At 53.0% G+C, this 1,216-nt stretch carries 1 rRNA gene; it reads right to left on the bottom strand.

The annotated features are described in order from the left end of the window. Window positions 1-1,216: ribosomal RNA gene (locus tag SCM96_15950) — 23S ribosomal RNA — on the bottom strand; the annotation flags it as partial.

Here is a 1,216-nt window from a genome sequence, read left to right on the forward strand (position 1 = left end):
AGACCCTATACATCGTCTTACGACTTCGCAGAGTCCTGTGTTTTTAGTAAACAGTCGCTCCCCCCGTTTCACTGCAACCCCCTTCGGCTCAAGAATGAATAAACTATCACCTGATGGGGGCACACCTTCTCCCGAAGTTACGGTGCTATTTTGCCGAGTTCCTTAACCAGAGTTCTCTCAAGCGCCTTGGTATACTCTACCTGTCTACCTGTGTCGGTTTACGGTACGGTCACCAGTATGAATGTATACGAGGATTTTCCTGGAAGCATGGAATCAACCGCTTTGCAGCCCTTACGGGCTTCGTCATCACGCCTCAGCGTTAATAAAGACCCGGATTTGCCAAAGTCTTCCGCCTACACGCTTAAACCACCTATTCCAGCAGATGGCCGGCCTATCCTTCTCCGTCCCCCCTTATACAAGTTCCACACCAGCGGTACGGGAATATTAACCCGTTTCCCATCGACTACGCTTCTCAGCCTCGCCTTAGGGGCCGACTCACTCTGCTCCGATTAGCGTCGAACAGAAACCCTTGGTCTTCCGGCGGGGGAGTTTTTCACTCCCCTTGTCGTTACTCATGTCAGCATTCGCACTCGTGATACCTCCAGCAGACCTCTCGATCCACCTTCATCGGCTTACACGACGCTCCTCTACCGCTCGTCATTCGACGAACCCGTAGCTTCGGTACCTGGTTTGAGCCCCGTTACATCTTCCGCGCAGGCCGACTCGACTAGTGAGCTATTACGCTTTCTTTAAAGGATGGCTGCTTCTAAGCCAACCTCCTAGCTGTCTGAGCCTTCCCACATCGTTTCCCACTTAACCAGGATTTCGGGACCTTAGCTGACGGTCTGGGTTGTTTCCCTTTTCACAACGGACGTTAGCACCCGCTGTGTGTCTCCCACGCGTCACTCACCGGTATTCGGAGTTTGCCTCGGGTTGGTAAGTCGGGATGACCCCCTAGCCGAAACAGTGCTCTACCCCCGGCGGTGCTACGTGAGGCGCTACCTAAATAGCTTTCGAGGAGAACCAGCTATCTCCGGGCTTGATTAGCCTTTCACTCCGATCCACAAGTCATCCAAATCTTTTTCAACAGATCCTGGTTCGGTCCTCCAGTTGATGTTACTCAACCTTCAACCTGCTCATGGATAGATCGCCCGGTTTCGGGTCTATTCCCAGCGACTGTTCGCCCAGTTAAGACTCGCTTTCGCTACGCCTCCCC

Source organism: Acidobacteriota bacterium (assembly GCA_033549365.1).
Classification (GTDB): Bacteria; Acidobacteriota; Aminicenantia; order Aminicenantales; family Saccharicenantaceae; genus JAWSUF01.